At 76.6% G+C, this 5,823-nt stretch carries 7 protein-coding genes; 4 read left to right on the top strand and 3 right to left on the bottom strand.

Annotated elements, in window-relative coordinates; genetic code table 11:
* The 3 genes from GTW67_RS22710 to GTW67_RS22700 form a co-directional block, all read left to right on the top strand.
* A partial coding sequence (locus GTW67_RS22710; RefSeq protein ID WP_161166655.1) for a glycosyltransferase family 9 protein occupies positions 1–509 on the top strand: 509 nt, incomplete at its 5' end.
* Complete coding sequence (locus tag GTW67_RS22705) at positions 506–1,450, top strand: glycosyltransferase family 2 protein (RefSeq protein ID WP_161166654.1); 945 nt, start codon at positions 506–508, stop codon at positions 1,448–1,450. The genes GTW67_RS22710 and GTW67_RS22705, both read left to right, overlap by 4 nt.
* Complete coding sequence (locus GTW67_RS22700) at positions 1,447–2,343, top strand: glycosyltransferase family 2 protein (protein ID WP_161166653.1); 897 nt, start codon at positions 1,447–1,449, stop codon at positions 2,341–2,343. The genes GTW67_RS22705 and GTW67_RS22700 overlap by 4 nt, the downstream gene beginning before the upstream one ends.
* A gap of 90 nt (positions 2,344–2,433) precedes the next feature.
* Here the strand turns inward: GTW67_RS22700 and GTW67_RS22695 are convergent, their stop codons facing one another.
* The 3 genes from GTW67_RS22695 to GTW67_RS22685 form a co-directional block, all read right to left on the bottom strand.
* Positions 2,434–2,742, bottom strand: coding sequence for a DUF3040 domain-containing protein (locus tag GTW67_RS22695; protein ID WP_161166652.1), 309 nt, complete (start codon positions 2,740–2,742; stop codon positions 2,434–2,436).
* A 60-nt stretch (positions 2,743–2,802) separates the two neighbouring features.
* Positions 2,803–3,750 carry a polysaccharide pyruvyl transferase family protein gene (locus GTW67_RS22690; protein WP_346010718.1) on the bottom strand — a complete coding sequence of 316 codons (948 nt, stop codon included), beginning with the start codon at positions 3,748–3,750 and terminating at the stop codon, positions 2,803–2,805.
* Between the two features lie 80 nt (positions 3,751–3,830).
* A complete protein-coding gene (locus GTW67_RS22685) occupies positions 3,831–4,559 on the bottom strand; it encodes an MgtC/SapB family protein (protein ID WP_161166651.1) in 729 nt (242 codons plus the stop codon).
* 115 nt (positions 4,560–4,674) lie between these two features.
* Between GTW67_RS22685 and GTW67_RS22680 the strand changes: the two genes are divergently transcribed.
* A complete protein-coding gene (locus GTW67_RS22680; protein WP_161166650.1) occupies positions 4,675–5,781 on the top strand; it encodes a winged helix DNA-binding domain-containing protein in 1,107 nt (368 codons plus the stop codon).
* Positions 5,782–5,823: the final 42 nt, after the last annotated feature.

Below are 5,823 nucleotides of genomic sequence, written 5' to 3'. Positions count from 1 at the left end.
GCACCCCCTCCCCGGCCCCCGGCGCCATCGTGCTGCACCCCGGTGCGGGCGCCCCCTCCCGGTGCTGGCCCGTCGAGCGGTACGCCGCCGTCGCCGACGCCCTGCGGGCCCGCGGCCGGCGCGTCGTGGTGACCGGGGGAGCGGACGAGGGCGACCTCGTGGCCCGCCTCGCCAAGCTCGCCGGCCTGCCCGACACGGACGTGTTCGCCGGCGGCCTGCCCTACGACCGCCTCTCCGCCCTGGTGGCCGGCGCCCGCGCCGTCGTCAGCGGCGACACCGGCATCGCCCACCTCGCCGTCGCCCACGCCGTACCCACCGTCACCCTCTTCGGCCCCGTCCCGCCCAGCCGTTGGGGCCCGCCGGACCACCCCCGCCACCGCGCCCTGTGGCACCCCGGCCCGGACGGCGACCCGCACGGCCACGAGACCGACCCCGCGCTGCTGCGGATCGGCACCGACGACGTCCTGAAGGCCCTCGACGCCCTGGACGCCCTCCGGGAGGCACCATGAACCACGGCACGCCCCACCGCACCGGCACCGCCCGTGCCGCGACGACCACCCGCGAGCGACCGCACACCGACCCCCCGAGGCACGCCCCCGTCGGCATCGTCATCGCCACCCGCAACCGCTCCGCGAGCCTCGCCGTGACCCTGCGCCACCTGCTCGCGCTGCCCGAGCGCCCCGAAATCCTCGTCGCCGACAACGCCTCCACCGACGGCACCCGCGCGATGCTCGCCCGCGACTTCCCCCGGGTCCGCGTCCTCGCGCTGCCCTTCAACCGCGGCGCCCTCGCCCGCACCCACGGCGTCCGCGCGCTGGACACGCCGTACGTGGCGTTCAGCGACGACGACTCGTGGTGGGCACCCGGCGCGCTCGCCACCGCGGCCCGCCTGTTCGACGCGCACCCACGGCTCGGCCTGCTCTCCGCCCGCACCCTCGTCGGCCCCGGCGAGGACCCCGACCCGCTCAACGACGTGCTCGCCGCCTCCCCCCTCGGCCGGGCCGCCGACCTGCCCGGCACCCAGGTCCTCGGCTTCCTCGGCTGCGCCGCCGTCGCCCGCCGTGAGGCCTATCTCGACGCCGGCGGCTACCACCCGCTGCTGTTCTTCGGCGCCGAGGAGACCCTCCTCGCCTACGACCTCGCCGCCCGCGGCTGGGGCGTCACACACTGCCCCGAGGTCGTCGCCCACCACCACCCGGACCCCGGCCCCCGCACCGGCCGCCCGGCCGTCGTCCGCCGCAACGAACTCCTCACCGCCTGGCTGCGCCGCCCCGTGCCGCACGCCCTCGCCCGCACCCGCGCCCTCGCCGCCGACGCCCGCCGCGACCCGTACGCCCGCCGCGCCCTGCGCGAGACGCTCACCCGCCTGCCCTCCGCGCTGCGCGCCCGCAGACCCCTGCCCCCGCACGTGGAACGGGGCGCCCGCCTCCTGGAGGAAGGGACCTCATGACGGACCCCCGCACGACCGTCGTCGTCATCACCCACAACCGGCGCCCCGAACTCCTGCGCACCCTGGACCGCCTCGCCGAACTGCCGGAGAAACCCCCGGTGATCGTCACCGACAACGCCTCCACCGACGGCACCGCCGACGCCGTCGCCCGCCACCACCCGGACGTACGGCTGCTGCGCCCCGGCCGCAACCTCGGCGCCGTCGGCCGCAACCTGGCGGTCCGTCAGGTCACCACGCCCTACGTGGCGTTCTGCGACGACGACTCCTGGTGGGCGCCCGGCTCGCTGTCCGGGGCCGCCGACCTGCTCGACCGGTACCCCGCCGTCGGCTCGGTCACGGCCCGCATCGTCGTCGAACCGGACGGCACCGAGGACCCGATCGTCGCGGAACTGCGCGACTCGCCCGTGCCCCGCCCGGACTGGCTCCCGGGGCCCGCGCTCGGCTCGTTCCTGGCCGCCGCGACCGTCCTGCGCACCGACGCCTTCCGGGCCGCGGGCGGCTTCCACCCCCGGCTCTGGCTGGGCGGCGAGGAGGAGCTGCTCGCCGCCGACCTGGCCGCCGACGGCTGGTGGCTCACGTACGACGACGACCTGACGATCCATCACCACCCCTCGGCGGTGCGCGACGCGACGCTCCGCCGGGCGCACGGCATCCGCAACACCCTGTGGTTCACCTGGCTGCGCCGCCCGGCCGGCTACGCCCTGCGCCGCACCCTGCACCTGGCCAGGACCGTCCCGCGCGACACCGCGTCCCTGCGGGCCTTCGCCGAGGCGACGGCCGCCCTGCCGTGGGTGCTGCGCGAACGCCGGGTGCTGCCCGCCGAGGTCGAGGCGCGCCTGCGCGCCCTGGAGCCGGCCCAGCGCGCGTCGACGGCGCGCAGCTACACGGGCTGAACGACCACACGCACCCGGCCCCCCGCCGAGGGGACGGGAGGCCGGGTGCGTGTGCGGCGCCGTACGGGGGGGAGCGGCCGGTGAGGGCCGTCAGCCCCGCGACCAGCGGTGCAGCCGCCGGAACGCCGCGAACAGCGTGGGCGGCCACACGACGGCGAACGCCCAGATCACGGCCGGTTCGGAGGTGACGATGCCGGTCACCATGAGGGTGACGGACAGCGCGAGGAGCAGAGCGACCGTCAGGGTGCGGGGGCGGTAGGACGCCAGGCGCGTGAGGTCGGGGCCGCGGCGCAGCCGCAGGGTGCGCAGCCGCCGGTCGAGCCGGCGATCGCGGCGCAGCTCCCGTTCGACCTCGTCGAGTATGCGCTGTTCGTGATCGGGGAGGCGGCTGATGGTCATGAGGATTCCTCCTGGGCGCGGGCCGACCGACCCCCACCGGGTGCCCGCCCGCGAGCGGGGTCAACCGGCCGGCCGCACCCCCAGTGCCGCCACGAGTCCGTCGGCGCCGTCCGGTCGCGCGTCCGCCCGGAACCCGGCGCCGATCCGCCGCGCGGCCTCCCGCCCGTCGGCCAGACACCACCGCCACCAGTGCTCCAGTGCGCCCGCCTCCAGCCGCTCGGCGGGCACGAGCGCGGGCCAGCCGCAGGCGCGGGCCTGCGCCGTCACCTTCGCGCCGCCCGCGACCGGGTCCACCGCCAGCGCGGGCGTCCCGGCCCGCAGCGCCAGCACCAGCCCGTGCAGCCGGTCGGTGACGACCAGGTCCAGCCGGGACAGGACGGCCTCCAGCTGGGCCGGCGTGCCGCACAGCCGCCAGTCGTGCGCGTCCAGCCGGGTCTCCAGCTCCAGGCGCGCGCAGTCCCGGCCGGCCAGCCAGTGCGTGACCTCCGCGGCGACCTGCTCGTGCCGCCGCTGAGCCCCGTACTCGTGCTGCCCGTGCGTGAGCACCACCCCGACGACGGGCCGGGCGGGCAGCGCCGGGGCGCGGGCCGCGAGGTCCAGGGTCGGCTCGGTGCCGGCGGCGTCCCGGGTCAGGACGCGGTCGAAGCCGGTGACGGCCGGGGAGCCCGGGTCCACGACGGAGACGCCGACCGCGATCCGCAGGCAGTGCGCGAACCGCCGGTGCAGCTCCTCGACCTGCGGCCCGTGCGCCGGTCCGCACACGAACACCAGCCGGGAGTACGCCGCCGGGTCGACGTCCGCGAAGTGCAGCGCGTCCGCCCGGAAACCCGGGCTCCACACGACGTCGTGGGCGAGCCCCGCGCCGCGCAGCACCTCCTCGACCCGGCGCAGCGCCAGCACGTCCCCGGCGGTCGCCTCCCCGTCCAGGAAGCTGAACCACCCGGTCACCAGCACCCGGCCCCGCCCGCCCGGACCGCCCCGGCCGTCACGCTCGTCGTGTTCGTTCACATCGTGTAGTCCCTGCACAGTGGCCCCGGGTGCCCGCCCGGCCGGCGGGGAAGCCCGGTGTCCCCCGTTTCGGCTACTCCTCACTCCTCCTCCGCGGTGACGTTCATGTCGGCGTCGAGCACGCCCTCGGCGTGGAACAAGTCGGTGGTCAGCCGCACCGCGTCCCCGGTGCCCTCCAGCCGCAGCAGGACCCGCGCCGCCGGATCCGTACGGCCCGGCAGCCGGTCGGCGGTCACCCGCAGGATGCGGAACCCGCGCCGCGTGCACGTCTCCATCAGCTGCGGCAGCAGCGCCCGCCCGGTCAGATAGGTCAGCCGGATCTCCACCGTGGTGGCCGTCTCCCTGGTGATGCGGGACGCCAGCGCCGGATAGCCGCGCACGACCACGAAGTGCAGCGCGGTCGTCGCCAGCGCCAGGATCGGCAGCCCGCCGCCGCAGGCCATGCCGACCGCGCAGGTCAGCCAGATGGTCGCGGCGGTCGTCAGCCCCCGCACCGCGTCCCGCCGTACGAAGATCAGACCGCCGCCGATGAAGCCGATCCCGGAGACGATCTGGGCGGCCACCCGGGACGGGTCGAGGGAGACGCCGTCCATGCCCAGCACGCTGCCGAAACCGTGCTGGGAGATCTCCATCATCAGCGCGCTGGCCACGCCGACCAGGGTGTGCGTGCGCAGCCCGGCGCTCTTCTGCTGCGCCTCGCGCTCCCAGCCGATCAGGCTGGACAGCACCAGGGCGAGCCCCAGCTCGGTCAGCTGGCGCAGCCCCTGCCCCTTGCTCACGTCCCACAGCGACACCGCCAGCTCGTGCATCCGCGGCCTCCCTCGCGATCCCGTCGTTCCCTCACCGGGCCGGACCTCTTCGCGATCATCCCCCAGGACCGCTCCGGCGGCCCACCGAGTACCCCGCGGCGCTACCGTGCACGGCATGACGTCCAAGGCATCCGCGACGGCCCCCGTGCTCGGCGTCCGCGCGCTCAACCGCGCCACGCTCGCCCGGCAACTGCTGCTCGACCGCGCGTCGATGTCCGCCGAGGACGCCGTCGCGCACCTCGTCGGGCTCCAGGCGCAGAACGTGAAGCCGCCGTACCACGCGCTCGCCGCCCGGCTCGACGGCTTCGCCCCCGAGGCCCTGTCCGCGGCGATGGCCGAGCGCCGGGTCGCCCGCATCGTCACCCTGCGCTCCACCATCCACACCCACACCGCCGACGACTGCCTGACGCTGCGTCCGCTGGTGCAGGCCGCCCGGGACCGCGAGCTGGGCACCTTCCGCAAGGGGCTGGCCGGGGTCGACCTGGACCGGCTCGCCGTGATCGCGCGCGAGCTGGTGGAGGCCGAGCCTCGCACCTTGAGGGAGCTGCGCGAGGCGCTGCTCACCGAGTGGCCCGACGCCGACCCGCAGGCCCTGTCCGTCGCCGCGCGCTGCAAGCTCCCGCTCGTCCAGGTGACCCCGCGCGGACTGTGGGGCCGCAGCGGCCAGGTCACGCTCACCACCGCCGAGCACTGGCTCGCACGCCCCGCGCGTCCGGCACCGGCGCCGGACGACACCGTGCTGCGCTACCTCGCCGCCTTCGGCCCGGCGTCCGTGAAGGACATGCAGACCTGGGCCGGCCTGACCCGGCTGCGGGACGCCTTCGAACGGCTCCGCCCCCGGCTCGTCACCTTCCGGGGCCCGGACGGCACCGAGCTGTTCGACCTGCCCGACGCGCCGCGCCCCGCTCCGGACACCCCGGCCCCGCCGCGTTTCCTGCCGGAGTTCGACAACCTGCTCCTCTCCCACGCCGACCGCACCCGCGTGGTCCCGCCCGAGCACAAGGGCCGTACCTGGCGGGGCAACCAGGCGTACCGCGTCCTGCTGGTCGACGGCTTCGTGGCCGGACTGTGGAAACTGGCGGACGGCGCCCTCGTCGTGGAGCCGTTCGACCGGCTGGGCGGGGCGCGGCGGGACGAGGTCCTGGCGGAGGGGGAGCGGATGCTGGCGACACTGCACCCGGGGGAGCCGTACGACGTCCGGTTCGGCACCGTACGCGACTGACCGGCGGCGACGGCCGGCCGGCGGGCATGGAGAGGGGGCGTT

It is taken from the genome of Streptomyces sp. SID5910 (genome assembly GCF_009862125.1).
In the GTDB taxonomy this organism is placed as follows: domain Bacteria; phylum Actinomycetota; class Actinomycetes; order Streptomycetales; family Streptomycetaceae; genus Streptomyces.
The sequence above is the reverse complement of the archived record's forward strand: the minus strand, read 5'-3'. Positions and strand labels throughout refer to the sequence as shown.

Bases quoted from the DNA above. Each gene is read 5' to 3' on its own strand.
- GTW67_RS22680 (WP_161166650.1), top strand. From the start codon at position 4,675: ATGACGTCCAAGGCATCCGCGACGGCCCCCGTGCTCGGCGTCCGCGCG.
- GTW67_RS22695 (WP_161166652.1), bottom strand. From the start codon at position 2,742: ATGACCATCAGCCGCCTCCCCGATCACGAACAGCGCATACTCGACGAG.
- GTW67_RS22685 (WP_161166651.1), bottom strand. From the start codon at position 4,559: ATGCACGAGCTGGCGGTGTCGCTGTGGGACGTGAGCAAGGGGCAGGGG.
- GTW67_RS22700 (WP_161166653.1), top strand. From the start codon at position 1,447: ATGACGGACCCCCGCACGACCGTCGTCGTCATCACCCACAACCGGCGC.
- GTW67_RS22705 (WP_161166654.1), top strand. From the start codon at position 506: ATGAACCACGGCACGCCCCACCGCACCGGCACCGCCCGTGCCGCGACG.